Source organism: Herbaspirillum camelliae (genome assembly GCF_001929405.1).
Lineage (GTDB): Bacteria > Pseudomonadota > Gammaproteobacteria > Burkholderiales > Burkholderiaceae_D > Herbaspirillum > Herbaspirillum seropedicae.
The window spans coordinates 4,706,558-4,731,693 of the sequence record NZ_KV880769.1; the positions used below are offsets into that span (position 1 = coordinate 4,706,558).

The following is a 25,136-nucleotide window of genomic DNA, read 5'->3' on the forward strand; positions in this document are numbered from 1 at the left end:
GTCCTCTCAGGCGGGCGATGTGATGCGATGGGCCTGGGCCATGGCCGTGAAGGCGTCGGCCTCCAGCATCGGCACGCTGTCCGGACGGGACACGCCCAGTTCGGCCCAGATATCCATGGGGTCGTCGGCCAGGCCGAAGGTGGCGATGCGACGGCGCAGCATTTCCTGTTCGACTTCCAGCGCAGCCAGCGTCAGTTGCGGGGCGCTCACCTGCGCCAGCGCCGCGATGGCGGCAGCCCGGAAGGCCGCTGTGTCGTCGCTGACCAGTTGCTGGCAATCGCCGATCAGGTAGCGGTGCTTGCCGCCGGTGGTGCGCCAGACCAGGGCGCGGTCGCGCGAGTCGAATTCTTCCACGCCATTGGCGGTCTCGATCACTTCGGGGCCGGACATGGCCAGCCGCCCTTCCTCGGACATGATGACCGTATTGGCGCAGCGCGCCACGATGCCCATGCCGCCGAAGCAGCCATTGGCGCCGCCCACCAGCACGATCACGGGAATACCGGCAGCCCGTGTTTCCAGCACGGCGCGCATGACTTCGGAGACGGCGATGAGGCCGGCATTGGCTTCATGCAGGCGCACACCGCCCGTTTCCAGCAGCAGGATCACCCCGACCGCCTGTTTGACCACGGCGCGCCTGAGCAGCCCCACCAGCTTGGCCCCATGCACCTCGCCCACGGCTCCGCCCATGAAGCCGCCCTCTTGCGCGGCGGCCATCACGGCCTGGCCATCGAGCAGGCCTTCGCCGATGATGACGCCGTCATCGAAGGACACCGGCGCATCCAGCTGGCCCAGGTGCGGACTGACCACGCGCTGGGCCGGCGGCAACAGTTCCTTGAAGCTGCCGGCGTCCAGCACGGCCAGGATGCGCTCGCGCGCGGTGGCTTCCAGATAGCTCGCGCTCATTGGCCCTCCTCCACCATGGCTTCCACGGCCTGGTCCAGGCGCAGGCTGACCACGGCAGGCGTGGCGCCCATGTCGTTGATGGAGATGCGGGCGTCGGCCAGTTGCCAGCGCTGCTGGAAGTCGCGCATCACGGCTTCCCAGATGGCGCCGAAACCGCGTGCCGCCGTCTTGACCTCGATGGCGCAGGCGCCGTCCAAGGCCGCATTCTCGATCAGCACTTCCAGGTTGCCGGAGCTGACCACGCCGACCAGTTCAGGCGCGGCCTTGAGGCGGCGCTGGCCGTGCTCGAAGCGAAAAGTCAAAGTTTCCATATCGTCGCTTTCATTGCGATGTCGTTGCGGATTGCTTACCAGTTGCGGAAGCGCTTGGGCGGGTTGTACAGCCCACCGGAGGCCCGCACCAGGTCCTTCACGTTCTTGGCCGCCAGCAGGTCACGCGTGGCCATGCGCTTGTCGATGCCCAGGTCTTCGGCGCGGCGGATGATGCCACGGTCGCGCAGGTTTTCCACCATGCGACGGTCGCGACCCATGCCCACCGCCGTATAGCCGGCCACGCCACGGATGGCTTGCTCGCGCTCTTCTTCGGTACGGCACAGCAGCAGGTTGGCGATACCCTCTTCGGTGAGGATGTGGGTGACATCGTCGCCATAGATCATCACCGGCGGAATCGGCATCTTGGCCTGTTCACCCAGCTGCCAGGCATCGAGTTTTTCGACGAAGGCCGGCTGCATGTGCTCGCGGAAGGTCTCCACCGTCTGCACCACCAGTTTCTGCCCACGCGGGATGGTATTACGCCCTGCCCTGGCCTGCTGGCCGGCCTTGAGCCAGGCCTTGCTGGCATGGCGGCGTCCGCGGGCGTCTGCCCCCATGTTGGGCGCGCCGCCGAACCCGGCGATGCGGCCCAGCGTGGCGGTGGAGGAATTGCCCTGCAAGTCGATCTGCAGGGTCGAGCCGATGAACATGTCGCAGCCATAGTGGCCGGCGGTCTGCGAGAAAGCGCGGTTGCTGCGCATGGAACCATCGGGGCCGACGAAGAAGATGTCCGGCCGGGCGCGGATGTAGTCTTCCATGCCCAGTTCGGAACCGAAGGAATGCACCGATTCCACAAACCCGGCTTCGATGGCGGGAATCAAGGCCGGATGCGGGTTGAGCGCCCAGTGCTTGCAGATCTTGCCGCGCAGGCCGAGCGATTCGGCATAGGTCGGCAGGATCAGCTCGATGGCGGCGGTATCGAAACCAATACCATGGTTCAGGCGCTGCACCCCGTATTCGGCATAGATGCCCTTGATGGCCATCATCGCCATCAACACCTGGATTTCGGAAATCTGCGCCGGGTCGCGGGTGAACAGCGGTTCGATGTAATGCGGCGTGGGCGCCTTGATGGCAAAGCCCACCCAGTCCGCCGGGATATCCACGCGCGGCAGTTCATCGACGATTTCGTTGACCTGGGCAATCACGATGCCGCTGGAGAAGGCCGTGGCTTCGGCAATGGCGGGCGTATCTTCGGTGTTGGGGCCGGTGTAGAGATTGCCGTGGCGGTCGGCGGCCTGGGCGGCCACCAGCGCCACGCGCGGGGTCAGGTCGACGAAGTAGCGCCCGAACAATTCCAGGTAGGTGTGGATGGCGCCGATGTTGAGCTTGCCGGCCGAGGCCAGCTTGGCCAAGCGACCGGCTTGCGGACCGGAGAAGGAAAAGTCCAGCCGGTCGGCGATGCCCTTCTCGAACACGTCCAGATGTTCCGGCAGGGCCAGCACCGAGAACAGCATGTGCAAGCCATGGACCCGTGCCGGGTCGAGCGCCGCCAGTCCCTTGGCCAGGAAATCGGCCTGCTTCTGGTTGTTGCCCTCGACACAGACCCGGTCGCCGTTTTCCAGCACCGCATAGAGCAGGTCCGCCAGCTTGTCGGCAGGCGCGATCTTGCCCTGCAACTGGCTGCCCAATACGGCTGTGGCGCGCGCCAGCCGCTGTTCACGGTTCTTCTGGCGCGCATTCCACACGCGTTCGCTGCTACTCATCTACTTGGCTCCCATCAACAGATCAGGCAATAAGGTCGCGATGCCGGGGAACATGCACAGGAGCAGGACCGCCAGGAACATCAGCGCCAGGAAAGGAATCGTCCCCTTGATGACATCGCCCAGGGCAATGTCGGGTGCGATGTTCTTGATCACGAACAGGTTCAGTCCCACCGGCGGGTGGATCAGGCCCATCTCCATGACCACGGTCATGACGATGCCGAACCAGATCAGGTCGAAACCTGCGGCCTTGAGCGGCGGCAGGATGATGGGCGCGGTCATGAGGATGATCGACACCGGCGGCAGGAAGAAGCCCAGCACGATCACCATGCCCAGGATCACCGCCAGCAGCAGCCATTTCGACAGGTGCAGGTCCACCACCCACTGCGCCGCCGACTGGCTGATGTGCAGGTAGCTCATCACATAGGAATACAGCAGCGACATGCCGATGATCAACAGCAGCATGCCCGATTCCTTGATGGTGGAACTGAGGAAGGGTGCAATCTCACGCGGCTTGTAGATGCGATAGACCACCGCGATCAAGACCAGCGCCAGCAACGCGCCCAGGCCGGCGGTCTCGGACGGCGTGGCCAAGCCGCCATAGAGCGCCACCATCACGCCGATCAGGAGGATCAGGAAAGGCAGCACGCGGGGCAGCATTTCCACCTTCTGCGCCAGCGTGAAATGCTCGTCATCCAGGTAGGCCGACTTGGCGCCGCCGGCGGTATAGACCGCATGCGCCAGCCTGTATTCCTTGCGGGCGCGGTAGACGGCATAGCCGGCAAACAGGAGCACCAGCAGCACGCCCGGCCCGATGCCGGCCAGGAACAGGCGGCCCAGCGACTGCTCGGCCGCCACCGCATACAGGATCATGGTGATCGAGGGCGGCAGCAGGATGCCAAGCGTACCGCCAGCAGCGATGATGCCGGCGGCAAACCCGGGCGAGTAGCCTCGTCGGCGCATCTCCGGAATGCCCGCCGAACCGATGGCCGAGCAGGTCGCCGGCGAGGAGCCGGCCATGGCCGCAAACAGCGCGCAGGCAAACACGTTGGCGATGCCCAGCCCACCCGGCACCTTGTTCAACCAGGCGTGGATGGCCGAATACAAGTCCTTGCCCGCAGGGGATTTGCCGATGGCCGCCCCCTTGAGGATGAACAGCGGAATGGACAGCAGCGTGATGGAAGCGATTTCTTCGTAGACGTTCTGCGTGATGGTGTCCAGCGACGATTCCGGCATGAAGAAATACATGAAGCCGGTCGCCACCACGCCCAGCGCAAAAGCGATCGGCATGCCCGAACACATCACCACGATGGTGACCACGCCATAGAGCACCCCCAGGGTCAGCGGACTCATTGCGCACCTCCCGCCGGCGTTGCGGGGACGGTGCCGGTGATGCGCACCAGCACCTGCACCAGCAATTGCAGCGTGAGCATGGTCATGCCCAGCGCCATGAGCGAATACGGGATCCACAGCGGCGGCGCGAAGGTCGAGGAAGTGGTCTGCCCTTCCACCCAGGCTTCATGGAACAGCGCCCACGATTTCCAGGTGAAGAAGACGCAGAACAGCAAGGACACCACATCCACGATGAACATGCGCACCCGGTTGGCCAACGGCGAGAGCATGCCCGCCAGCGCCTCGATGCCGATATGACCGCGCAGCGACTGTACATAGGCCGAGCACAGGAAGATCACGCCCACCAGCATGAAGACCGAGGCTTCATCCTGCCAGTCGGTCGGCTGATGGAAGAAGTAACGCACCACCACCGAATAGGTGAGGATGCAGGACGTGACCAGGAGCGCAATCATGCCCAGGAACACGGCCACCCGATGGTAGCCGCGCAGGAAGGCCGCCAGCCAGGCCACCGGGGCGCTGGCCGGCACTTCGGGGCGCGTCGCCGCCGCGCCGGGCATTTCAAAGCCATGACTCATAAGGTCTTCTCCGCCAGGGCCAGCAGCTTGGCGCAATTGGCGTTGCGCGCCGCGAAGTCCTTCCAGGCGGTGTTGCGGGCGATGTCCTGCCACTTCTTGACGACCTCGGCATTCAGGTCCACCACCTTGGCGCCGGCCTTCTGGTAGACCTGCGCCACGGCGATGTCATCGGCCTGAGCGGCCTTGGTGGCGAACTGTTCCATCTCTGCACCCACGGCCATGATGACGGACTGCTGGTCCTTGGGCAGGCGCTCGAAGACGGCCTTGGAGATCATCAGCGGTTCGAACATGTACCAGTAGGCCTTGTCGCGGCCCGTGGTGAGGGCCTTGGCCACTTCTTCCAGGCGGAAGGACATGAAGGAAGTGGACGAGGTCATCGCCGCATCCATCGCGCCGGTCTGCATGGCGGCGTAGATTTCATTGGAAGGCAGCGTGACCACGGCGGCGCCCGCTTCCTTCAAGATCAGGTCCATCTCGCGCGAACCGCCGCGCACCTTCATGCCCTTGGCGTCAGACGGATCGACGATGGGCTTGCCGCGCGAAGCCACGCCGCCGGCCTGCCAGATCCAGCTGACGATGATCACGCCCTTCTCGGCCAATACGCGGGCCAGTTCCTTGCCGACTTCGGCATTCTTCCAGGCCGCGCCTTGCTGGTAGGACGTCACCAGGCCGGGCATGAGACCGATATTGGTTTCGGGCACTTCGCCGCCGGCGTAGTTCAGCGGCACCAGCGACATGTCCAGCGCGCCCTTGCGCATGGCCGAGAACTGGGCATTGGTCTTCATCAGGGACGAACCGGGGTAGATCTCGAACTTCAAGGCGCCCTTGGTGCGTTCGCTGACCTGCTGGGCAAACATGCGCACCAGGCGGTCGCGGAAGTCGCCTTCGGTGAGGGTGCCGCCGGGGAACTGGTGCGAAATCTTCAGGCTGGCCGTTTGCGCCCAGACCGCTGGAACGGCGCTGGCCAATGGGGCTGCTGCGAGGGTGCCAAGAAACTGACGACGGGTGAATGCGTTCATGCTGGTTCTCCTCCAGGATTGATGGGACTGCGTGTGTTTTTATGCTCTCATCGTGTATACAATTTCATAGGAAACGCATACATTGTCAAGCATAAATCCCGTGGAGGCCCTTTCTTTTACAATGCTGACTTTAGAGGCAAACGCCATGGATACGCCAAAAACCCGCGCTGAAGCGCTACGCGAGTCAATCGAAGAACTTATCGCGGTCAGCAAGCTGTCGCCCGGCCAGCATCTGGATGAGACATCGCTGGCCGAGGAATTCGGTGTCTCGCGCACCCCCATCCGCGAAGCGCTGATCCAGCTGGCCTCGATGGGCATCGTCGAGATGCGCCCGCGCCGGGGCGCCATCGTGGCCGAGATCGGCCCGCAGCAGCTCATTGAAATGTTTGAAGTGATGGCCGAGTTCGAGGCCATGTGCGGCCGCCTGGCCGCGCGCCGGATGACGCCGGCCGAGCATGCCGAGCTGCTGGCGGCGCACCAGGCCTGCCAGGCTGCGCGCGACGCCAGTGATCCGGATGCCTATTTCTATCTCAACGAAGCCTTCCACGGCCATATCTACGCCGGCAGCCACAATGGCTTCCTGGCCGATCAGGCGCGCGCCCTGCACCGCCGCCTGCGGCCCTATCGCCGACTGCAGCTGCGGGTGCGGGACAGGCTCAAGAGCTCTTTCGACGAACACCAGGCAGTGGTCGACGCCATCATCGCCGGCGACGCCGAGAAGACCGTGGACCTGCTGCGCGAGCACATCATGATCCAGGGGCAGCGCTTTGCCGACCTGGTGGCCTCGCTGCATCAGCTGAAATCGGCCGCCTGAGGCGGCCACCCTCAAAGGCTGCGTTCACTGCTGAAGTGACGCTCGCTGCCATCGAGTGGATCGATGAAGAACAGCGAACGGGCCAGCAGCTTGAGGGGCTTGTCCAGGTCATCGGCCACGCCGACCGGCACCGCCTCCGGATAGAACAGGTCATTGAGGATGGGGATGCCCAGCGCAGCCATGTGTACCCGCAACTGGTGACGCCGCCCGGTGACCGGTTCCAACCGGTACAAGCCCAGCGCGCCACGGGCCTCGATGAGCGAGATATGGGTCTCGGAATTGGGCGCGCCTTCGGCTTCATGCATCTTGAAGAACTGCTCGGGAATCTCTTCCACCCGGCTGCGATGCACACGCGGCAGTTCGAGATCGCTGCGCAGCGGGGCAATGGCTTCATAGACCTTGAACATGGCGCGCTGCTGGAACATCGACTGGTACTTGCCCCGGCTGGCCGGCTGGTGGGAAAAGACGATCACCCCGGCCGTCTCGCGGTCCAGTCGGTGGATAGGCACCAGGTCTTGCAGGCCGGTGGCTTTCTTCAGGCGCACCAGCAGCGTCTCCTGCACGAAGCGCCCGGTCGGGATCACCGGCAGGAAGTGCGGTTTGTCGGCCACCAGCAGGTGATCATCCAGATGCAGAATCTTCTCTTCTACCGGTATGTGTGCTTCGCCCTGCGGCAGTTCGCGATAGTAGAAGATGCAGTCACCGCTGCGATAGGGCGTATCAGGCTGCAACGCTTCACCATGCTGGTTGCGCACTTCTCCACGCAGCAGGCGTTCACGCCATACCGGCTCCGGCACGGCGGTAAAGCGCTCGGCCAGAAAAGAGAGCATGTTGCGCCACGGCCCTGGCTGCAGCCACAGATAGCTGGGTGAAAGCCCCTCGCGCATGGGCAGGGTCGGGGTCGGCCTCATGCGCCCTCCCCGCGGGCGGCGGCCTGGGTGGCGGCCTCTTTGCGGGCGGCGCGGCGACGCCAGGCCAGTACGCTGGCGTTGGCGTCCAGGTGACTCAGCAGCCGCGTGCGCTGGGCCTCGGTCAATGGCAGGTTGGCGATCAAGGCTGGCCATTGCGTCATGGCGCGCTCCACCGTGTCCACCAGCACGGCCTGCAACTTCGGTTCCGGGATGCGCCACAGATTGGCCAATTGGCGCAGGATGGCGGGGGTGAGCAATTGCTTGCCCTTCTGGCCCGGCACGAAGGCCAGGGCATGGCCATCCCCGCCCACGTAGGCGGCGTAGGCCACGATGTCATAGGCCGGCGACAAGGCGGCGGCCTGGGGCGTGTGATAGAGCAGGCTGAAGTTCTTCAGATGGGCGTCGAAATTGCCGAGCAGCTCGTTGACCTTGATCCGCCGCAGCAATTCGTAGACATCCTCCACCCCGCGCGTACTGCGTTCCAGCAGCACCACGCCGATGGCGGCATAGGTGCCGACATACTTGGCCGCTGGCGCGGTGCCGGTGACCTGGGCGAAATCCTCCATGTGCAGCCGGCCCGTGGGGGTGGGCGCGTCGCGGTCGAAACGTTGCACCAGCAGGAAGCGGCTGGCGTCATTGCGCAAGCCGAAGGGCAGATGCTCAGCAATGGCTGAGAGCGGCTCCAGGCTGAAGCGACAGGTATGGACACCCGCCGCGGCCGCCAGCGTGAGCGAGGAAAATTCGACCTGCGGCATGTTGGGATAATCGGTGGCCGGCAGCTTGGCGATGAAGTGGCTGCCGTGGCTGTCCTTGGAACGCATGACGTAGCGCCCCCCAGCTTCCTTGACCAGGGCCAGCTTGGGCTGCACCCCTGAGAGCGATTCCCCGCCCGGCACCGGCAACTGGCCTGAACTCATCTCGTAGCTGTCATGGCCCTGGCCCAGCAGGCGCCCCATGCCACGCTCATCGAGCTCTTCGGCGCTGGCCGACACATCACCGGGCAAGTCGCGTCCGCAATAGGCCAGCAGGCCGAATTCATCATCCGGCGCCAGGCCTGCGCGCTGCACCAAGTGCTTGCGCAGTTGCCCTTCCGGCAACAGGTTCTGGAAGAACGGCGGCAAGCCGCCACGGCCATCGCCCCGGTTGGCGGCCAGGGTGGGATCGATCAACTGGGCGCGGGTGCGTTCTTCGGTAGAGGCGTTGTAGAGCTGGGACAGGACGGGCCGTTGCGGACCTTGCAAGGCATAGGCGTCGTCGAAGCGGAAATAGCAACGGCCATCGTCGAGGGCAAACAGCGAACCGACTTCGGTCTGGCCCAGGCGGATACGCAGGGAACGCAACATGCTCATGCCCGGCCCCCCTCACCCATGAGCGCTTGCAGGCGCTCGCCCAGCTCGGTCTGCCCGCCGGCGCCCTGGCTGTCGGCTGCACGCAAGGCTGCGGCCTGACGCGGCAGTACCAGCAGGTCCAGGTCCAGTTCGCTGCACAGGGCCAGGAGCTTGACCAGCTCGATATTGCCGCGCCCGGTTTCCAGCGCCAGCAAGGTATTGCGATGCATGCCGGCGCGTTCGGCCAGTTCGACGGCCGTCAGGCCGCGCGCCTTGCGGGCGCTGCGGATGCGTTGGCCGATGTCTTGCAGATTGGTCATGGAAATCATGGAAAAAGCGAAGTCCAATAAAAAAGGCTTTTTGAATATATACCATTTTATTGGTCATTCAGCGTCATGCAAGTACATTTAATTATTCAAATTTAATTAAGACCAATTAATTATGCTTTTTATGGGATAGGGACGAAAAAAATCGCAGTCCGAAGACTGCGATTTTCAAAAGCCTGTGACAGCGCTCAAGCGGTCGTATTGACGTTGCGGCCGATATTGGGATTGGCCGGCACGGGCGGCAAGGCCTGCAACGCGCCGACGACAGCCGCCGCCTGGGTATTGAGCGCCTTCTTCAGCATCAGGATATTGACCTGGTCCGAAGTCTGCGCTGTTGCCATGCTGGTGGCCAGCGATGCGATCTGATTGACATCCATGGACAGCTCCTTTTGAGGGAAACCGGCTGACAGGATTAATCGGCCGGTACACAGGGTTACGGCAGGATGTCGGGTTTCTTTACAGTGATCAAGACATTTCTTGCTATTCCCTTACAGGCTCTCTTCTGTTGAGCAAGTAGAAATTTCTCTAAAACAACTTCTCTATTTGAGACGCGACAGCGAGGCTTACCTGAACAGGTATAACCTGCTAGCATGCACGATAAAGAAAAACCACTTGAATGGATAGGTAGCAGCTACAAGGATCTCATGGCCCTGCCATCGGCTATCCGCCAACGCTTTGGTTATGCCCTATCGTTGGCGCAACTCGGAGATCGCGACGATGCAGCCAAGGTTCTAAGAGGATTTGGAGACGCAGGCGTGCTGGAAATCATTGAGGATGAGGCCAGCGGCACCTATCGGGCGGTGTATGTGATCAGGTTCGAAGAGGCGGTCTTCGTCCTCCATTGCTTCCATAAGAAAAGCAAGCACGGTATTGCCACCCCGAAAACTGACATCGACATCATACGGGCACGGCTGAAAGTCGCGGCCGCACGCGCAGAGGAGCTAAGACATGCACGACATGCAAAGAAGAACCATTGACGACACCCCTATCTTGCGCAGTTCAGACAATGTCTTCGCCGACCTCGGTCTGCCCGATGCGGACAAGCTCAAAATCAAGACTGCCCTGGTGGTTGAAATCCGCAAAGCCTTGCGTACACTCGGGCTCACCCAACAGGCCGCAGCCAAGCGCATGGGGATCTCCCAACCCAAGGTGTCAGGCATGATGCGTGGCGATTTCAGCAATCTGTCGGAACGCAAGCTGATGGATTGCCTGAACCGACTTGGCTATGACATCGAGATCAAATTGCATCCGACCAACGCTGTTCAGGGTCACCTGACATTGACGGTGGCGTAAGCCAGCATGAGCGGCCAAGAGCGTCTTTATTGAACACTGGGGCGTCCGGCCGGCGTTACGCCATGCCGTTGTACTAAAACTAGACAATGGTATTGATGATCCGCCCAATATTCACATTCCCCGGCAACCGCGCCACCACCGTGGCCGCGCCGACCACCTCGTCCACGGCCGTCTTGGCGATCTTGCCCAGGTCGATGCACACCGCATGCGCCGCCTTGTCCGCCAGCCAGGCTGTTGCCACACCGCTGGCAATCGTTGCCATTTCCATATGAGCTCCCTCTGTGAAGTGCAGCCGGACCACAGCGCCGGCCATTCATCCATGTTTCCACTTTCCCCCATCCTTGGGTGAAGCGGCTTTACGCCATGGATGATTATGTTAGCGGCAGCACGGTCGCTGTCTTAACCGTGGTTGGCCTTTCCTTACCCGCTTTTGCACTTGTAAACGCCGACCTCAGCGTGGCGGGGACGACGTCAGGGGAGACAACTGTTCATACACCGAGCTGGCGATGCGCGAGAGTTCGGTGCGGGCGATGCCGCCAGAAAGCGCATACCCGAACTGGCCATCGATCCAGTAGAAGACGTTGACCTTGCCTTCCTGGGCGAAGCGAAAACCGGTTTCCCGGTTCTGTACCTGCTCATGCGAGACGTACAAGGTCAGCCGCTGGCCGGCGGCGTCCTGGTACATGAATTGCGCCACCGGGCCGCTCTGGCCTGGCAGCAGGCGGCCACCGATCAGGTCGTAGCCCAGCGGCGCCAGCTTGGGAGCACGCAGGCTGGCCCCCAGGCGACGCGACAGCCAGGTCACCAGCGCCTGTTCCTGGTCCGCGCCGACTTCGACGGGGCGGCGCAGGTCGGCGCTGAATACCGCATGCGCCACGGCGGCCTGGCGCGCCAGCACCAGCGGCGCCTGCGCCCGGGCGTGTCGGCCATCGTCACCGATATCATGCAGATACCAGCCCCCGACGCCACTGGCCATGCTCAACAGCAGCATGGCCGCCATGCGCCACCACCGCGCTGCGTTGGCCGCCGGCGCGCGGGGCTGCTCCTGGCGGCTCGCTCCGGCCAGCACCGCCGCGACCAGCCTGGGTGGCAAAGCTTCTTCGAGCACCGGGTCGAAGTGCGCATGCAGGGCGCGCTTCTGCCAGCGCCAGTCACGCACTTGCTCGGCCGCCTCGGCCTGGGTGGGGTCTTGCTCCAGCCAGGCGGCGATCTCGCTGGCGCGCGCGGCTGGCAACTGGCCGTCGGCAAAGGCGTGCAGATCTTCTTCAGGGATGGCCGGGGTCTTCATTTCACCACCTTCAAACTGGAACCGGGCGAGCTCTCGCCCTGCCCTTGCATCACGCGCCGCAGCCGCTCGCGGGCGCGCGACAGGCGTGACATGACGGTGCCGGTCGGAATGCCCAGCGTGACCGCCACTTCTTCGTAACGCATCTCTTCGAGCACCACCAGCAGCAGCACTTCGCGCTGCTCGGGCGGCAACAGCTGCAGGGCGGTTTCCAGGTCCAGCAAGACCCCCGGATCCAGCGCGGCCTGGGCCTGGTCGATCTCGCCGTACTCGTCCAGCGCGACGGTCGCGGGCGATGCGCGCCGACGGGCATCGGCGTGCAGGTTGTGCATGATGGAGAACAGCCAGGGCCGCATGGGACTGCCGCGCTGCCAGCTATCCAGCTTCTGCCAGGCGCGTTCCAGGGTGTCCTGCACCAGGTCGTCGGCGGCCTCGCGTGCGCCGGTCAGCGCCCGGGCATAGCGGCGCAGACGCGGCAGGCAGGCGAGCATGGCTTGCTCGTCGGCCTGCCGCTCACGCTGCTGGCGTTGCTGCCGGGCCTGGCGTGTGAACATGGCGGGTCTCTGGACGGATCGGATCAGGGCTTGACGACGTGCCAGACATCCTTGAAGTTATCGCCGGCACGGTCGCCCGGCTTCTTGTCCTGCTCGTACAGGTACAGCGGCTTGCCCTGATAGGCCAACTGGGCGCTGCCGTCGTCGCGGGTCACCGTGGAGTACGGGGCGGCGGGGCTGCCCATGGGGGCGACTGGCGGCCACAGCTTGGCGCAGGGGCCGTTGCAGACACTCTTGCCATTGTTGGGGGTGTCCTTGTCAAAGGTGTAGACGGTCATGCCGTGGGCGTCCACCAGGATGCCGTCCATGGCCTTCACGCCAGCGCCCTGGGCCAGCGCAGTGACGGATGCCGAGGCGCAAGCCAGGGCCAGCAGGGAGGTTGCGAGCAGTCTCATGTGATTTCCTTTTTCATGGTCGGGTTGCGCGGTGTGCCATACCCATGCCAGCGTATACGTCAGCCAGCCCGGCTTTATTCCAGCCGCCTGAAAAAAAACTTGCCACGCCCGCCTAGCGGGTCACCGTGTCGCGTTGCATCGGCGCCAGGAGCGCCAGCAGGCGGTTCTGGGTGCGGAAAGGGATGCCGTTCTTGTCCATGGCCAGTTGCAGATCCTCCACCAGGGCGTTGAAATCCGCATCGGTCAGCTTAAGCCCTTGGTGGACTTCCTTCATGGGGTCGCCCGTGTAGGTGCAGGGACCGCCGCTGAGCATGCAGAACTGCTCCACCAGCATCTCTTCCACCCGCTTCAGGTTGGAATTGTCGAAGGTATGCCGGATGCGCACATCGGCCAGCATGTTGGCCATGAAATCATGCACGGTCTGGCGGATCACCGGCATGCCGCCCAGGTCGGCAAAGAGGGTATCGGCGGCATGCGCGGGCGGGGCCCACAGGCTCACGGCCAGCGCCGCCACGGCCAGGGCTTGCGGCAGGATGCGGGGTGTCATGGGAAGGCTCCTCAGAATCCGGCCTGCAGCGACAGATAGACGCCGCGCTGCCGCTTGGGGTTGTAGACGGTGATGTCGCCCAGCGCCACATAGGCCAGGGTCAGCGACAGGTTCTTGCTGGGGAACCAGGCCAGGAAGGCGTCGTAGTAATCCTTTTCAGGATCGGCCGCCAGATTGCGCGGCTTCATGCGGTATTCCACACCCAGCGCCAGGTCGCGCCGGACCAGGTAGGCCGCCGAGAACTCGCCCATGGCCTGGTAGCGGTCGCCACGGTCGCCGCCAAAGCCCAGCAAACCCATCTGGTTGGCCTTGGTCAGTCGCACCGTGCCATTGAGCAGCAGGCTTTGCGCCAGCAGCAGCTTGGTGGCCGCGAGGTAATAATCGATGCCGGCATCGCTGGCCGCCCCCAGTTGCTTCACGCTGGTGACCGCACCCAGCCCGCCGATGCCGTTATTGCGCTTGAACATCACCCCGGCGGCGATCTGCGGCAGCCAGCGGTCCTGGTCATAGACGGCGTCGCCGGCCAGCTTGAGCTTGATGCCGAAGATATCCTGGGTGATCTTCAGATCATTGAGCGGGGCCACGCTGCCGTAGAACTCCTGCTTGGCCGCCGACAGTTCCAGCCGGTCCAGGATGCCCACGGCCACGCCATAGGATGTCAGGGTGTAGTCCTGGGTCGCCAGGTAGGTGTAGTGGGCATTGGCGCCATAGCTGTCACGGCTGCCATAGCCGGTGATCAGCGCCCAGGGCGTCAGCCCGCCGCCGCCCGCACCTTCCACCTGGATCACGCCGCCGGTGGCGGTGAGCTTGGCCAGATCCGGCATCCAGCGGTCATTGCGCTCGGGGGCTGGCGCTGCTTCTGCTGTGCTGGCCTGGCGCATGGCCTGCGCCGCCTTCTGCTGGCGCGCTGCGGTCCAGGCCTCCTGCTCGGCTGGCGTCATCGGCCTCATTTGCGCCATCACCGGCGCGCACAGCATCGCCAGCACGGCTAGCGCCGCGCCCCTGATCGTGTATTTCATCCCGCCCCCACCTGCCCCGTATTCATTGATGTATTGCCGCTCGTGCAGGCGCACCAGCGGTGCGGCCTAGACGGCCATGTTTTCCGACTGGTCGAGCATGTCCGGCGCGCGCCATTGCTCGCGCCATGCGAGGAAATGCTGCACCGGCATGGGCTTGCCCATGAAATAGCCTTGGCCCTGGTCGCACCCCATCTGCCGCAGCAGGAACCAGACTTCTTCGCTCTCCACCCCTTCGGCCACCACCCGCAGGCCGAGGTTGTGACCGAGGTCCACGGTGGAACGGACGATCTTGGCGTCATCCTGGTCCTGCGCCATCTTCATGACGAAGGACTTGTCGATCTTGAGTTCATCCACCGGCAGCCGCTTGAGATAGGCCAGCGAGGAATAGCCGGTGCCGAAGTCGTCGATGCTCAGCGCAAAGCCCATGTTGGACAAGCGCTCCAGCGTGTTCTGCGCGCGCGCCGGGTCGTCCATGATGGCGCTTTCGGTGATCTCCAGGCACAGCGCCGCAGGTTGCAGGCGGTGCCGCTGCAGGATCGCGGCGAACGCGGTCGGCAACTCCTGGTCCAGCAGATCGCGGGTGGAGAGGTTGACCGAAAACTTGAGCTGCACGCCCTGCTGCTGCAACTGCTCCGACAGGCGTGCGACCTGTTCCATCATCCACAGCGTGAGCATGCGGATGAAACCCGTGGTCTCGGCAAAGGGAATGAAATTGTCCGGGCCGATGAAGCCCTTCTCCGGATGAATCCAGCGCACCAGCGCCTCGGCGCCGACCACCTGGCCCGAGCACAGGTCCAGCTTCGGCTGCAGGTAGAGCATGAATTCGTCGCGCTCCAGCGCGCGGCGCAGCTCGGACAGCAGCGACAGGCTTTCCTGGCTGCTCTGGTCGATGGCCGGATCATAGATGACCAGCCCGCTGCCCTTGCGCTTGGCGGTGTACATGGCGACCTCGGCGTGGCTGAGCAGCACGTCGCTGCTCTGGCCATGGGCCGGATAGCCGGAAATGCCGATGCCCGCGCCCAGGTCCACGGTCTGCTGGTGCAAGGACAAGGGCTGTTCCAGCGCGCGCAGGATCTGCAAGGCTTGCTCCACCGCGCCATCCTGGTCCACCCCCGGCAGCAGGATGGCGAATTCGTCGCCGCCCAGGCGCGACAGCTTGGCGCCGGGATGCAGCAACTGCGTCGACAGGCGCAGCGCCACCTGGCGCAGCAGGTCGTCGCCGAAGCTATGGCCCAGCACATCATTGACCTGCTGGAAGCGGTCCAGGTCCATCATCAGGATGTAGCAGGCCGCGCCGGGCGTGCGCGCCGCCTCGGCAATGGCGTCGCGCAGCAGGTCGGCGAACTGCACGCGATTGGGCAGTCCGGTGAGCTGGTCCTGGTAGGCCAGCCGGCTGATCTTCAGTTCGCGGCTGGCGATTTCCAGGCGCATGGTCTCGAAGGCGTTGCCAAGGCGGCCGATCTCGTCTTGCCGGCGGATGAACAGGCCTTCGCTGTAGTCGCCCTCCCCCAGCCGCTTGGCCACGTCCGCCAGGTCGCGCAGCGGGCTGGTGATGCGCCGCGCCAGCACCGCGCTGGCCACCGCCGCTCCCAGCACGCCCAGCACCGTGATGCTCAGCAGGATCAGTTGCAGACGCTGGTAGGGCTCCACGGCCTCGCTGACCGAGCGCTGCAGCACCGCCACGGCCTGCTGCCCATTGCTGGCCTGGGCCAGCGGCAACAGGCGCGCACGGTACTGGTTGCCGTCGATCTGCAGGTCGATCAGGCCGCCCGCACGCATGGCAGGCTGGCCGACCTCCTTGAGCAACATCGACGCGGCCGGCGCGGCCAGGGTCGACACATCGGCATTCCAGCCCACCCCACCACGCTGGCTGACCAGGATGGACACCTGCAAGGAGGACAGCTCGCGCATGTCGCTCACCAACTGATGATCGATGGGAAAGCCCATGACCACCCAGGCAATGGTGACCGGCGCCTTGATCGGCACGGCCACGATCTGGAACAGGCGATCGCCCACCACCGCGTTTTCGGAAGCGCCATTGCCATTGCCGGCCTTGCGCACCAGCTCCAGGCTGCTGCGCTGCAAATCGGTATCGGGATATTCGACGGTGGAAGCGCGGATCTGGCCATCATTGCCGATCAGCATGGCCATGGAAGCGCCGATGCGCGCGCCATGGTTGCTCAGCACCGAAGCGATGGTCTCGCGGTCATCGGTGCCGATGGCCTGGCGAAAGCCGAAGTCCGAGGCCAGCAGGCGCGCGCCCTGGGTGAGCTTCTGGGCGTTCTGGTCCAGCTGGCGCGCAAAGACGCGCTCGCCGACGGCCAGCTCCTCGCTGATGGAGGCGCGGGCATTGCGATCGATGGCAGTCCGGATGGCCACGAAGCCAGCCAGTTGCACCACCACCAGCAAGGTGATGAACAGTGCAACGATCTTGCTTTCCAGACGATATAGACGCACCACCCTGACCCCGCTTCCCCTGAGGATGCCGCCCTACAGCGGCACAGCCTTGACGTTGAGTTTGATGGAGGCCCGGCCTTCACCCTGGACCTGCAAGGGCTGCTCCACCGCGGCCTCGTTGGGCCCCATGGTGAAATACCAGGCCTTGAGCGTGTACTTGCCATTGCCCAAGCCCTCCAGCTTCACCGAACCGCTGCGGTCGGTGACGCCGAAAAAGGGGGTATTGACCACCTGTACATAGGCCACCATCTCGTCATGGATGTTGCAGCCCAGCACCACCGTGCCAGCCTTGTCGAAGACCACCGGGCTGCCCGGCACGCCTGAATAGAGCTTCAGCTCAAAGGTCTTGGCAGGTGAAAAGGAATAGACGTGATGGCGCACATTGTCGTGATTGGGGAAGAGAATCGGCGTGCCCGTCTGCACCACCGTCACCAGCGGCATGAAGGTCTTGTTCTTCTGTTCGATCTCGACCTGGCGCGGCGCCTTGGCCGGCGGCGCCGCTGCGCCGGCCGGTTCAGCATAGACCACGGCATTGGGCATAGGCTGGCCGGCGACGTCCAATACCTGCACCGACACTGCCGCCTGCGCTACGGCGGCCAGCGCCAGCAGCGCAGGCAGCAGGCCTGCCGCGATGCCGGTGCGGATCATGTTCTTCTGTTGCATATGGCTGGCGATGAATGAGTTGAGGGCGGTGCTTGTGCGTTGTGATGAATCCGACAAGAAACTCCCGCCACTATACGGGACTGTCCCGTATTTCATATAAGGAAGTTTCTGAGTGTGCCCGCTCGCGCCCCTTCTACGCGAGTGCGGCCGCAAGCAGATCCCTCGCCTGCGGCCAGCAGACCCTCATATTTCTTCACACCATCAATTATGCCTGTGAATCAGAACGATCAGAATGAGCAGAATGATCCGGACGCGGCAAGGTGAGATAACCGATCACCGCCGGCAGGATCTCCGAGCGCACACTACCCGGCGAGACTCCGCCCGGACCGGTCAGCACCACCGCCTTGATGAGGGCCTTCAACATCCGCTGCAGCACGAAGGCGGCCAGGTCCAGGTCGGGTGTGGTGATGCTGTCGCGGTGCTTTTCCAGCACGCGGTGGATGGCCTCGAAGAAGCCCTGGCGGATCTCGGTGGAGACCGGCAGGTTATAGGCCGGGAATTCTTCTTCCAGGATGCGGTTGAGCTCGGGTTCCAGCAGATGGGCCGCCACCACCGCGCTGATCACCTGGTCGAAGTCACTGGAGAGCGTACCGGAGTCGTCGATGTGCGCCACCGCGTCCTCGAACAGCGCCAGCATGCGGGTGGCGTGCCGCTCGCGCAGCGCAAAGATCAGCGCATCCTTGTTGGGGAAGTACTGATACAGCGAGCCCACGCTGATGCCGGCCGACTCGGCCACGAGATTGGTATTGGTCTTGGCGTAACCGCGCTCGACCAGCACGCGCGACATGGCATCAAGGATGGTATCGACCATCGCCCGCGAACGCGCCTGGCGAGGTTCTTTTCTGGGTTGCAGTTTCATTGGCTGATTTGGTAAGAATTCGCTCGCCCCCGACGCGAATTGGCCCATAAGGGCAACATGAGTGATTGTTCGTATATCGAAGTATAATACGAAAAATGAGTTTTTACTCGCCCCGTCCGGCATGGTACTCGTAAATCGTGGTGAGGGTAAGGCGTGCTGCCGACCGGGCGTAGGCACGATTTTCCCGCTACCACTGGCCTGTGTGCGTGGCGTCGTTCGCAAAACTCAGAAAAATTACTCGTATCGCCAAACAATTCGTCGTGGAGAATTCTATGAACCGTATCAATTCGTCCGCCTTCCGGCTGCGGGCGATCGCCGCCGTGGCTGCGCTGGCGGGCGTGCTCGGCCTGTCGGGCTGCGCCAGCTTCGCCGGCATCGGCAGCGACCGGCAGGTGGCGCAGGCGGGCGACTTCGCCACCCAGCGCAGCCTGTCCGATCCCAATCCGGGCGCGCCCAATGGCCAGTGGCCGGGCAGCGACTGGGTCCGCCAGTTCGGCGATGCGCAACTGGTCGCCCTGGTGGAACAGGCGCTGACCAGCAGCCCCAGCCTGCAACAGGCGCGCGCCCGCATCGCCGCGGCCAGCGCCCTGGCCGAGTCGCGCGGCGCGCCGCTGCTGCCCAGCGTGAACGCCGAAGCCTCGATCACGCGCAACCAGTTCTCCAGCACCACCATCTATCCGCCGCCCTATGGCGGCAACTGGTACAACGAAAAGAAGGCCGGCCTGAACGTGGGCTATGAGCTTGATCTCTGGAACAAGAACCAGGCCGCCCTGGCCCAGGCCATCTCCAGCGAAAAGGCGGCCCAGGCCAGCGAACAGGAAGCCCGCCTGGCCCTGACCGCCTCCATCGTCACGGTCTACAGCCAGCTGGCGGCGCAATACGCCTTGCACGACATCCTGCAAAGCACGGTGGACCAGCGCACATCGCTCGAAAAGATCACCGCCGAGCGCCTGCGCACCGGCCTGGACAGCCAGATCGAACGCGACCAGTCCCGCACCAGCAGCGCCGACGCCCGCGCCCAGCTGGCGCAGAGCGAAGGCCAGATCGTGCTGCTGCGCCAGCAACTGGGCGCACTGGCCGGCAAGGGGCCGGACTACGGCCTGCAACTGGCGCCCCCGACCCTGCAAGGACTGGCCACGCCTGGCCTGCCAGCTGACCTGCCGCTGAACCTGATGGGCCGCCGTCCTGACATCGTGGCCGCCCGCTGGCAGGTCGAAGCCGCCAGCCGCGGCGTGGACGTGGCCAAGGCGCGCTTCTATCCGGATATCAACCTGTCGGCCATGATCGGCTTCGATACCTTGCTCGACAGCAATCCCTTCACCGCCGCCAGCAAGAGCATCGCCTTCGGCCCGGCCATCACCCTGCCCATCTTCGAAGGCGGCGCCTTGCGCGCCGGACTCAAGGGCGAGTACGCCAGCTACGAGCTGGCCGTGGCCACCTACAACAAGACCTTGAACGATGCCTATGCCGACGTGGCGCGCCAGATCGCGGCGATCCATGCCACCGAGCGCCAGTTGCCCATCCGCAACGAGGCCCTGCAGTCTGCCGAGCGCGCCTATGCGCTGGCGCGCGAGCGCTATCGCCTGGGCCTGGTCTCGCAGCTCACGCTGCTGTCGGCCCAGACCGGGGTACTGGCCCAGCGCCAGGCGATGGTGGCCTTGCAGGCCCAGCGCCGGGACCAGCAGGTCGCGCTCTACAAGGCGCTGGGCGGCGGCTTTGACGCCCAGCGCGACGGCCTGGCCTATGGCGCGCAGCCGTGAAGCCAGCCTGACATCCTGAACTGAACCGAACCCAGCCCGGCAGCCGGTCTCTCCACTGACCCACCGGCCACCGGGACGGCATGCCCTACCAAGGCAGGCCGATTGACCGCCTACAAAAAGATAGAACGGAGTCCTCCATGAGTGACAGCACCACCCAACCGCAACCACAACCCCAAGCCAATGGCAATGGCAATGGCAATGGCAACGGCAAGCGCAAACGCCAGCTCATCCTCCTGACCCTGGTCTTGCTGGTCATTGCAGTGGCCTGCTTCCTGTATTGGTTCCTGCATGCCCGCTTCTTCGAAGAAACCGATGACGCCTACGTCGGCGGCAACGTCGTGCAGATTTCCGCCCAGGTCGGCGGCACGGTCGTGGCCGTGAAGGCCGACGATACCCAGGTCGTCAAGGCCGGCCAGCAACTGGTTGCGCTGGACGCCGCCGATACCAAACTGGCGCTGGACCAGGCGCAGGCCGCCCTGGCCCAGGCCGTGCGCCAGACCCGCCAGCTGTTCCTGAACAATGACACCCTGGCCGCCAACGTGGCCGCCGCCGACAGCAACCTGGCGCGCGCCCGGGAAGACCTGCAGCGCCGCCAGGCCGGCCTGTCTTCCGGCGCCGTCTCGCAGGAAGACGTCTCGCACGCCCGCGACGCCGTCAAGAGCGCCGTGGCCGCGCTGGACCAGGCCCGCGCCGCCGCCGCCGCCAACCGCGCCCTGACCGACCACACCAGCGTGACCGAGCACCCCAACGTGCTGCAGGCCGCCACCGCCGTGCGCAACGCCTACCTCAACTATGCCCGCGTGAACATCGTCGCGCCGGTCTCGGGCTTTGTCTCCAAGCGCTCGGTGCAGGTGGGCCAGCGCATCGCCGCCGGCAATCCGCTGATGGCCATCGTGCCGCTGGAACAGATCTGGATCGACGCCAACTTCAAGGAAAGCCAATTGCAGCACATCCGCATCGGCCAGCCGGTGGAAGTGATCGCCGACGTCTACGGTTCCAGCGTCAAGTACCAGGGCACCGTGATCGGCTTCTCCGCCGGCACCGGCGGCGCCTTCTCGCTGCTGCCGGCGCAGAACGCCACCGGCAACTGGATCAAGGTGGTGCAGCGCGTGCCGGTGCGCATCGCGCTGGACCCGGAGCAGGTGCGCGCGCATCCCCTGCGCATTGGCCTGTCCACCACCGCCACGGTAGACATCCACGGCGATGGCCGGGCGCTGGAAGCGGTGCCGACCAATTACCAGACCAATGTCTATGACGACCTCGGCAAGCAGGCCGACGCCATCGTCGAACGCATCATCAGCGACAACGCCAGCGGCTTGCCGCAGGCGCACAAGAGCAAGGCGGCCGCCGCACCCGTGGCGATACCGCACACCTGAGCTGACGCCTCGCCGGACATCTACTGGACAATGATCGAGCCCCATGGCTACTAGCCCTACTCCCTCCCAAGCCTACACGCCGCCGCCCCCGCTGACCGGCGCCAACCTGGTGCTGGGCACCTTGTCGGTGTCGCTGGCGGTGTTCATGAACGTGCTGGATTCGTCCATCGCCAACGTCGCCATCCCGACCATCTCGGGCAACCTGGGGGTGTCGGTCGATGAAGGCACCTGGGTCATCACCTCCTTTGCCGCGGCCAACGCCATCTCCATTCCGCTGACCGGGTGGCTGACGCAGCGGCTGGGGGCGGTGCGCCTGTTCGTCACTTCGGTGCTGCTGTTCGTGCTGGCCTCGTGGCTGTGCGGACTGGCCCCGACGCTGCCCATCCTCCTGGCCGCACGCGTACTGCAAGGCCTGGTGGCTGGCCCCATGGTGCCGCTGTCGCAATCGCTGCTGCTGGGGGCCTACCCCAAATCGAAATCCTCCTTCGCCCTGGCGCTGTGGGGCATGACGGCAGTGGTCGCCCCCGTGGCCGGCCCGGCGCTGGGCGGCTGGATCACCGACAGCTACACCTGGCCCTGGATCTTCTACATCAACGTCCCCGTGGGCCTGATCGCGGCCGGCATCACCCTGGCCATCTACCGCTCGCGCGAGACGCCGACCCACAAGCTGCCGATCGACAAGATCGGCCTGGCGCTGCTGGTGACCTGGGTAGCAGCCTTCCAGATCATGCTGGACAAGGGCAAGGACCTGGACTGGTTCGCCTCGCCGACCATCGTCACGCTGGGCATCATTGCGCTGATCGCCTTTGCCTACTTCGTGGTGTGGGAATTGAACAATGACCACCCGGTGGTGGACTTGCGCCTGTTCGGGCGGCGCAATTTCGCCGGCGGTACCATTGCCATTTCCATCGGCTACGGCGTCTTCTTCGGCAACCTGGTGATCCTGCCGCAATGGCTGCAGCAATACCTGGGCTATCGTTCGATCGATTCGGGCCTGTCCACCGCACCGATTGGCATCTTCGCGGTGATCCTGATGCCCATCATTGGCCGCTTCCTGCCGCTGGTGGATGCGCGCAAGGTGGCCACAGCCTCCTTCATCGGCTTTGCCATCGTGTTCTGGCTGCGCTCGCGCTATAACCTGCAGGTGGACCAGATGACGGTGATCCTGCCGACGCTGCTGCAGGGGATTCCGATGGCCATGTTCTTCGTGCCGCTGACGGTGCTGTTGCTCTCTGGCCTGCCACCGGAGCGCATTCCGGCGGCGGCCGGCCTGTCGTCGTTCGTGCGCGTGTTCTGCGGCGCTGTCGGCACGTCCATCTCGACCACCGCCTGGAACAATCGCACCATCCTGCATCACGCCCAACTGACGGAACATGCGACTCCCTACAGCCCTTGGCTGCAGGAGACAGTCAACAACCTCAGCAGCACATTGGGCCTCAATGCCGAGCAGACCGCCGGCATGCTGGAGCGGACCATCACCTTCCAGGCGGCGATGCTGGGCATCAATGACATCTTCTATGTCTCGGCGGCGATCTTCATTGTCATCATCCCGCTGATCTGGATCATCAAGCCCTCCAAGGGTGGCGCGGGCGCGGCAGAAGCCTCGGCTGCACACTGACCGGGCCGGCCTGTCGCGGCTAACGCAGCCGTGACAGGCCGTGCTGCAGGCGGATGATGTCGATGAGCTTGCGCAAGGCAGGATGCGCATGACGCCGGCTGCTGTAGTACATGTGAAAAGGCTCGCTGGGGGCCGCCCATTCTTCCAGGATGGCTTCCAGCGAGCCTTCCTCGATTTCCTTGCTGATCCTTCCCTCCAACAGATAGGCGATACCGACCCCGGCCTTGGCCGCCGCGATGGTGGCGGCGGTGTTGTTGATCGTCACCAGGCCCGGCACGCGGATGCGCTGCCGATGCTTGCCACGGCCGAACTCCCACTGATAGCTGGAATTGTCCCCCAGCAGCAATTGCAGGCAGGTGTGCTGCTGCAGGTCATCCAGTGTGAGGGGCCGCCCGTGCCGATCCAGATACGCCGGCGAGGCCGCTGCCACCCAGCGATGCGCGCGCGTGAGAGGCGCGGTCACCATGCCCTCCGGCACGTAATGCCCGTAGCGGATACCGGCGTCATAGCCTTCGCTGACGATGTCGATGGGCTTGTCATCGACCACGATGGTGAGCTTGACCTTGGGGCATTGGCGCACGAATTCGGGAATGGCCGGTTCGATCAGCAGATGGGCGGCATCGGCGAAGACGTTGATGCGCAATTCGCCCAAGGTCCCCTCTGCCGAGCTTTCCAGCTGGCCCAGCGCCTGCGCGATCTGCTCGAATCCCTCCTCCAGCCTGGCCGCCAGTTCACTGCCCGCCGCCGTGGGCGAGATGGCGCGACTGGAGCGGTACAGCAATTGCGTGGCAAGCCGCTCCTCCAGCCGTTTCATGGCATGGCTGGTGGCCGAGGGCGTGAGGCCAAGCTGGATCGCGGCGGCCTTGAAGCTGCCGGTACGCAGGATGGTGACGAAGATCCGCAGATCGGAAAATTCGATATGGTCGAGGAGGGACATGGATGAATTTCAATCACTTCAGGAATGAATCTAGCTCATCTTAATCCAACCGACCTCGCGCGTGGCACGCGGTATAAATACGGCTTTGAAAATGCCACGAAGGAGTGCAGACATGAAATCAAGACGCTTTGGCCGCACCGGTGCGGAAGTCTCGGAAATCGGATTCGGCGCCTGGGCCATCGGCGGCTCCTGGGGCGATGTCTCCACCCAGGATGCCAAGGCCGCCCTGCATGCCGCGCTGGACGCAGGCGTAAGCGTCATCGATACGGCCGACGTCTATGGCGACGGCCGCTCCGAGCAACTGATTGCCCAGGTATTGAAGGAGCGCGGCGGCGAGCGTCCCTTCGTCGCTACCAAGGCCGGCCGCCGGCTCTCGCCGCATGTGGCCAGCGGCTACAACAGCAAGGACAATCTCACCGCCTTCGTGGACCGTTCGCTCAAGAACCTGGAGGTGGATTGCCTGGACCTGGTACAGCTGCACTGCCCGCCCACCGAGGTGTATTACCAGCAGGAAGTGTTCGCTTATATGGATGAGCTGGTTGCGGCCGGCAAGATCCGCCACTACGGCGTGTCGGTGGAGAAGGTGGAAGAAGCCCTCAAGGCCATCGAATATCCGAACGTGAAATCGGTCCAGATCATCTTCAACATCTTCCGCCAGCGCCCGATCTCGCTGTTCCTGCAGGAAGCGCAGCGCCGCGACATCGCCGTCATCGCCCGCGTACCGCTGGCCTCGGGCCTGCTGACCGGCAAGATGAGCGCGCAGACCAGCTTTGCCGCCGACGACCATCGCCAGTTCAACCGTCATGGCGAAGCCTTCGATGTCGGCGAGACCTTCTCGGGCGTGCCTTACGAGGTGGCCCTGGCCGCCGTTGAAAAGATCCGCGCACTGGTGCCGCAGGGCGTGCCTATGGCGCAATTCGCACTGCGCTGGATCTTGATGGAAAGCGGCATCAGCACCGTGATCCCCGGCGCGCGCAATGTGGCGCAGGCGCAATCCAACAGCGCCGCCAGCGCCCTGCCTCCCATTACGGCTGAGGTGATGCAGGCGCTGCGCGAGCTCTATCTGCATGACATCGCCCCATACGTCCACCAACGCTGGTAATCTGTGTGCCCCCCTTCATGTAACCAACTCA

27 protein-coding genes are annotated in these 25,136 nt (G+C 64.2%); 7 read left to right on the plus strand and 20 right to left on the minus strand.

Translation table 11 applies throughout. From position 1 onward, the window contains the following. Positions 1–6 precede the first annotated feature (6 nt). From BGK68_RS21040 to dctP, 6 genes are read right to left on the minus strand one after another with little or no spacing between them, the layout of a single operon-like run. Positions 7–903, minus strand: coding sequence for a biotin-independent malonate decarboxylase subunit beta (locus BGK68_RS21040; protein ID WP_075258680.1), 897 nt, complete (start codon positions 901–903; stop codon positions 7–9). Beyond that, positions 900–1,214 (minus strand): malonate decarboxylase acyl carrier protein, encoded by a 315-nt coding sequence (gene mdcC, locus BGK68_RS21045; protein ID WP_041310847.1) that lies wholly within the window; start codon positions 1,212–1,214, stop codon positions 900–902. Before mdcC ends, BGK68_RS21040 begins: the two co-directional genes overlap by 4 nt. Positions 1,215–1,249: 35 nt before the next feature. Continuing rightward, positions 1,250–2,917 (minus strand): malonate decarboxylase subunit alpha, encoded by a 1,668-nt coding sequence (gene mdcA, locus BGK68_RS21050; RefSeq protein WP_075258681.1) that lies wholly within the window; start codon positions 2,915–2,917, stop codon positions 1,250–1,252. Further along, positions 2,918–4,267 carry a TRAP transporter large permease gene (locus BGK68_RS21055; protein WP_075258682.1) on the minus strand — a complete coding sequence of 450 codons (1,350 nt, stop codon included), beginning with the start codon at positions 4,265–4,267 and terminating at the stop codon, positions 2,918–2,920. Then, complete coding sequence (locus tag BGK68_RS21060; protein WP_075258683.1) at positions 4,264–4,842, minus strand: TRAP transporter small permease; 579 nt, start codon at positions 4,840–4,842, stop codon at positions 4,264–4,266. The genes BGK68_RS21055 and BGK68_RS21060 overlap by 4 nt, the downstream gene beginning before the upstream one ends. Beyond that, positions 4,839–5,861: a TRAP transporter substrate-binding protein DctP gene (gene dctP, locus BGK68_RS21065; protein WP_075258684.1), complete on the minus strand. Its 1,023-nt coding sequence runs from the start codon at positions 5,859–5,861 to the stop codon at positions 4,839–4,841. The genes BGK68_RS21060 and dctP overlap by 4 nt, the downstream gene beginning before the upstream one ends. 145 nt (positions 5,862–6,006) lie before the next feature. Between dctP and BGK68_RS21070 the strand changes: the two genes are divergently transcribed. Continuing rightward, complete coding sequence (locus BGK68_RS21070) at positions 6,007–6,675, plus strand: GntR family transcriptional regulator (RefSeq protein WP_075258685.1); 669 nt, start codon at positions 6,007–6,009, stop codon at positions 6,673–6,675. Between the two features lie 11 nt (positions 6,676–6,686). On the opposite strand, the gene BGK68_RS21075 is transcribed toward BGK68_RS21070, so the two are convergent. The 4 genes from BGK68_RS21075 to BGK68_RS21090 all read right to left on the minus strand — a co-directional run bounded on the left by BGK68_RS21075 (position 6,687) and on the right by BGK68_RS21090 (position 9,617). Then, the gene (locus BGK68_RS21075) at positions 6,687–7,586 is read right to left on the minus strand and encodes a pseudouridine synthase (RefSeq protein ID WP_075258686.1); all 900 of its coding nucleotides are present in this window, start codon (positions 7,584–7,586) and stop codon (positions 6,687–6,689) included. Further along, positions 7,583–8,935, minus strand: coding sequence for a type II toxin-antitoxin system HipA family toxin (locus BGK68_RS21080; RefSeq protein WP_075258687.1), 1,353 nt, complete (start codon positions 8,933–8,935; stop codon positions 7,583–7,585). The genes BGK68_RS21075 and BGK68_RS21080 overlap by 4 nt, the downstream gene beginning before the upstream one ends. Then, on the minus strand, positions 8,932–9,234 hold the full coding sequence (locus BGK68_RS21085; RefSeq protein WP_075259930.1) for a helix-turn-helix domain-containing protein: 303 nt from the start codon (positions 9,232–9,234) through the stop codon (positions 8,932–8,934). Before BGK68_RS21085 ends, BGK68_RS21080 begins: the two co-directional genes overlap by 4 nt. Before the next feature lie 194 nt (positions 9,235–9,428). Next, positions 9,429–9,617: a YjfB family protein gene (locus BGK68_RS21090; protein ID WP_075258688.1), complete on the minus strand. Its 189-nt coding sequence runs from the start codon at positions 9,615–9,617 to the stop codon at positions 9,429–9,431. Between the two features lie 213 nt (positions 9,618–9,830). Here BGK68_RS21090 and BGK68_RS21095 point away from each other — a divergent pair, with 213 nt between their 5' ends. Continuing rightward, positions 9,831–10,217 (plus strand): type II toxin-antitoxin system RelE/ParE family toxin, encoded by a 387-nt coding sequence (locus BGK68_RS21095; RefSeq protein ID WP_075258689.1) that lies wholly within the window; start codon positions 9,831–9,833, stop codon positions 10,215–10,217. Continuing rightward, positions 10,198–10,533, plus strand: coding sequence for a helix-turn-helix domain-containing protein (locus tag BGK68_RS21100; RefSeq protein ID WP_075259931.1), 336 nt, complete (start codon positions 10,198–10,200; stop codon positions 10,531–10,533). The genes BGK68_RS21095 and BGK68_RS21100 overlap by 20 nt, the downstream gene beginning before the upstream one ends. Before the next feature lie 79 nt (positions 10,534–10,612). Here the strand turns inward: BGK68_RS21100 and BGK68_RS21105 are convergent, their stop codons facing one another. The 9 genes from BGK68_RS21105 to BGK68_RS21145 form a co-directional block, all read right to left on the minus strand. Beyond that, positions 10,613–10,801, minus strand: a complete 189-nt coding sequence (locus tag BGK68_RS21105) for a hypothetical protein (RefSeq protein WP_075259932.1) — start codon at positions 10,799–10,801, stop codon at positions 10,613–10,615. A gap of 183 nt (positions 10,802–10,984) precedes the next feature. After that, entirely contained in the window at positions 10,985–11,821 is an 837-nt protein-coding gene (locus BGK68_RS21110; RefSeq protein ID WP_075258690.1) for an anti-sigma factor family protein, read from the minus strand. Further along, on the minus strand, positions 11,818–12,372 hold the full coding sequence (locus BGK68_RS21115; protein ID WP_075258691.1) for an RNA polymerase sigma factor: 555 nt from the start codon (positions 12,370–12,372) through the stop codon (positions 11,818–11,820). The genes BGK68_RS21110 and BGK68_RS21115 overlap by 4 nt, the downstream gene beginning before the upstream one ends. Before the next feature lie 23 nt (positions 12,373–12,395). Further along, positions 12,396–12,767 carry a COG4315 family predicted lipoprotein gene (locus BGK68_RS21120; RefSeq protein WP_013234671.1) on the minus strand — a complete coding sequence of 124 codons (372 nt, stop codon included), beginning with the start codon at positions 12,765–12,767 and terminating at the stop codon, positions 12,396–12,398. 112 nt (positions 12,768–12,879) lie between these two features. Next, a complete protein-coding gene (locus BGK68_RS21125; RefSeq protein WP_075258692.1) occupies positions 12,880–13,314 on the minus strand; it encodes a group I truncated hemoglobin in 435 nt (144 codons plus the stop codon). Positions 13,315–13,325: 11 nt separating this feature from the next. After that, complete coding sequence (locus BGK68_RS21130; protein ID WP_075258693.1) at positions 13,326–14,333, minus strand: DUF3034 family protein; 1,008 nt, start codon at positions 14,331–14,333, stop codon at positions 13,326–13,328. A gap of 66 nt (positions 14,334–14,399) precedes the next feature. Further along, the gene (locus tag BGK68_RS21135) at positions 14,400–16,790 is read right to left on the minus strand and encodes a putative bifunctional diguanylate cyclase/phosphodiesterase (protein WP_075259933.1); all 2,391 of its coding nucleotides are present in this window, start codon (positions 16,788–16,790) and stop codon (positions 14,400–14,402) included. Positions 16,791–16,823: 33 nt separating this feature from the next. Then, a complete protein-coding gene (locus tag BGK68_RS21140) occupies positions 16,824–17,453 on the minus strand; it encodes a methylamine utilization protein (RefSeq protein WP_075259934.1) in 630 nt (209 codons plus the stop codon). A gap of 205 nt (positions 17,454–17,658) precedes the next feature. Next, positions 17,659–18,312 (minus strand): TetR/AcrR family transcriptional regulator, encoded by a 654-nt coding sequence (locus tag BGK68_RS21145; RefSeq protein WP_083657861.1) that lies wholly within the window; start codon positions 18,310–18,312, stop codon positions 17,659–17,661. Between the two features lie 272 nt (positions 18,313–18,584). On the opposite strand from BGK68_RS21145, the gene BGK68_RS21150 reads away from it, so the two are divergent. From BGK68_RS21150 to BGK68_RS21160, 3 genes are all read left to right on the plus strand, one after another. After that, positions 18,585–20,072, plus strand: a complete 1,488-nt coding sequence (locus BGK68_RS21150; protein ID WP_075258695.1) for an efflux transporter outer membrane subunit — start codon at positions 18,585–18,587, stop codon at positions 20,070–20,072. Between the two features lie 137 nt (positions 20,073–20,209). Continuing rightward, a complete protein-coding gene (locus BGK68_RS21155) occupies positions 20,210–21,448 on the plus strand; it encodes an HlyD family secretion protein (protein WP_075258696.1) in 1,239 nt (412 codons plus the stop codon). 43 nt (positions 21,449–21,491) lie between these two features. Continuing rightward, positions 21,492–23,066, plus strand: coding sequence for a DHA2 family efflux MFS transporter permease subunit (locus tag BGK68_RS21160; protein ID WP_075258697.1), 1,575 nt, complete (start codon positions 21,492–21,494; stop codon positions 23,064–23,066). A 19-nt stretch (positions 23,067–23,085) separates the two neighbouring features. Here BGK68_RS21160 and BGK68_RS21165 read toward each other — a convergent pair whose 3' ends face one another. After that, on the minus strand, positions 23,086–24,003 hold the full coding sequence (locus tag BGK68_RS21165) for a LysR family transcriptional regulator (protein ID WP_075258698.1): 918 nt from the start codon (positions 24,001–24,003) through the stop codon (positions 23,086–23,088). Positions 24,004–24,115: 112 nt separating this feature from the next. Here BGK68_RS21165 and BGK68_RS21170 point away from each other — a divergent pair, with 112 nt between their 5' ends. Beyond that, complete coding sequence (locus BGK68_RS21170; RefSeq protein ID WP_075258699.1) at positions 24,116–25,105, plus strand: aldo/keto reductase; 990 nt, start codon at positions 24,116–24,118, stop codon at positions 25,103–25,105. Positions 25,106–25,136: the final 31 nt, after the last annotated feature.

Excerpts from the sequence above, each read along its gene's own strand:
- BGK68_RS21165 (WP_075258698.1), bottom strand. The coding sequence starts at position 24,003 with ATGTCCCTCCTCGACCATATCGAATTTTCCGATCTGCGGATCTTCGTC.
- BGK68_RS21115 (WP_075258691.1), bottom strand. The coding sequence starts at position 12,372 with ATGTTCACACGCCAGGCCCGGCAGCAACGCCAGCAGCGTGAGCGGCAG.
- BGK68_RS21145 (WP_083657861.1), bottom strand. The coding sequence starts at position 18,312 with ATGAAACTGCAACCCAGAAAAGAACCTCGCCAGGCGCGTTCGCGGGCG.
- dctP (WP_075258684.1), bottom strand. The coding sequence starts at position 5,861 with ATGAACGCATTCACCCGTCGTCAGTTTCTTGGCACCCTCGCAGCAGCC.
- BGK68_RS21120 (WP_013234671.1), bottom strand. The coding sequence starts at position 12,767 with ATGAGACTGCTCGCAACCTCCCTGCTGGCCCTGGCTTGCGCCTCGGCA.
- BGK68_RS21160 (WP_075258697.1), top strand. The coding sequence starts at position 21,492 with ATGGCTACTAGCCCTACTCCCTCCCAAGCCTACACGCCGCCGCCCCCG.
- BGK68_RS21130 (WP_075258693.1), bottom strand. The coding sequence starts at position 14,333 with ATGAAATACACGATCAGGGGCGCGGCGCTAGCCGTGCTGGCGATGCTG.
- BGK68_RS21170 (WP_075258699.1), top strand. The coding sequence starts at position 24,116 with ATGAAATCAAGACGCTTTGGCCGCACCGGTGCGGAAGTCTCGGAAATC.
- BGK68_RS21055 (WP_075258682.1), bottom strand. The coding sequence starts at position 4,267 with ATGAGTCCGCTGACCCTGGGGGTGCTCTATGGCGTGGTCACCATCGTG.
- BGK68_RS21100 (WP_075259931.1), top strand. The coding sequence starts at position 10,198 with ATGCAAAGAAGAACCATTGACGACACCCCTATCTTGCGCAGTTCAGAC.
- BGK68_RS21060 (WP_075258683.1), bottom strand. The coding sequence starts at position 4,842 with ATGAGTCATGGCTTTGAAATGCCCGGCGCGGCGGCGACGCGCCCCGAA.
- BGK68_RS21040 (WP_075258680.1), bottom strand. The coding sequence starts at position 903 with ATGAGCGCGAGCTATCTGGAAGCCACCGCGCGCGAGCGCATCCTGGCC.
- BGK68_RS21110 (WP_075258690.1), bottom strand. The coding sequence starts at position 11,821 with ATGAAGACCCCGGCCATCCCTGAAGAAGATCTGCACGCCTTTGCCGAC.
- BGK68_RS21075 (WP_075258686.1), bottom strand. The coding sequence starts at position 7,586 with ATGAGGCCGACCCCGACCCTGCCCATGCGCGAGGGGCTTTCACCCAGC.
- BGK68_RS21125 (WP_075258692.1), bottom strand. The coding sequence starts at position 13,314 with ATGACACCCCGCATCCTGCCGCAAGCCCTGGCCGTGGCGGCGCTGGCC.
- BGK68_RS21080 (WP_075258687.1), bottom strand. The coding sequence starts at position 8,935 with ATGAGCATGTTGCGTTCCCTGCGTATCCGCCTGGGCCAGACCGAAGTC.
- BGK68_RS21095 (WP_075258689.1), top strand. The coding sequence starts at position 9,831 with ATGCACGATAAAGAAAAACCACTTGAATGGATAGGTAGCAGCTACAAG.
- BGK68_RS21140 (WP_075259934.1), bottom strand. The coding sequence starts at position 17,453 with ATGCAACAGAAGAACATGATCCGCACCGGCATCGCGGCAGGCCTGCTG.
- BGK68_RS21070 (WP_075258685.1), top strand. The coding sequence starts at position 6,007 with ATGGATACGCCAAAAACCCGCGCTGAAGCGCTACGCGAGTCAATCGAA.
- mdcC (WP_041310847.1), bottom strand. The coding sequence starts at position 1,214 with ATGGAAACTTTGACTTTTCGCTTCGAGCACGGCCAGCGCCGCCTCAAG.
- BGK68_RS21155 (WP_075258696.1), top strand. The coding sequence starts at position 20,210 with ATGAGTGACAGCACCACCCAACCGCAACCACAACCCCAAGCCAATGGC.
- BGK68_RS21090 (WP_075258688.1), bottom strand. The coding sequence starts at position 9,617 with ATGGATGTCAATCAGATCGCATCGCTGGCCACCAGCATGGCAACAGCG.
- BGK68_RS21150 (WP_075258695.1), top strand. The coding sequence starts at position 18,585 with ATGAACCGTATCAATTCGTCCGCCTTCCGGCTGCGGGCGATCGCCGCC.
- BGK68_RS21105 (WP_075259932.1), bottom strand. The coding sequence starts at position 10,801 with ATGGAAATGGCAACGATTGCCAGCGGTGTGGCAACAGCCTGGCTGGCG.
- BGK68_RS21085 (WP_075259930.1), bottom strand. The coding sequence starts at position 9,234 with ATGACCAATCTGCAAGACATCGGCCAACGCATCCGCAGCGCCCGCAAG.
- mdcA (WP_075258681.1), bottom strand. The coding sequence starts at position 2,917 with ATGAGTAGCAGCGAACGCGTGTGGAATGCGCGCCAGAAGAACCGTGAA.